Consider the following 261-nt stretch of genomic DNA (forward strand, 5'->3'; position numbering starts at 1 on the left):
GGCAGCCTGAGCACTTGCTGCATTGGGAAGGTGATCGCTTGGTGGCGGCCTTGCCCAGTTACCGCAAGTGGCACTCCTACGGCGAGTACGTGTTCGATCATGGCTGGGCGGACGCCTGTGAGCGCGCCGGTATCGGCTATTACCCCAAGCTGTTGACGGCGGTGCCGTTCAGCCCGGTGAGCGGGCCAAGGTTGTTGGCAGCGAATGCCGAGGACGGTTTTGAATTGCTCAAAAGCCTGCCGGGTTACCTCCAAGTTGAAG

Annotated in this window: 1 protein-coding gene; it reads left to right on the forward strand. The window is 60.9% G+C overall.

All coding sequences use genetic code 11. From position 1 onward, the window contains the following. A partial coding sequence (locus SB764_RS41715; RefSeq protein WP_410866994.1) for a peptidogalycan biosysnthesis protein occupies window positions 1–261 on the forward strand: 261 nt, incomplete at both ends.

This window comes from Paraburkholderia sp. SIMBA_027 (genome assembly GCF_046535315.1).
Taxonomy (GTDB): domain Bacteria; phylum Pseudomonadota; class Gammaproteobacteria; order Burkholderiales; family Burkholderiaceae; genus Paraburkholderia; species Paraburkholderia tropica.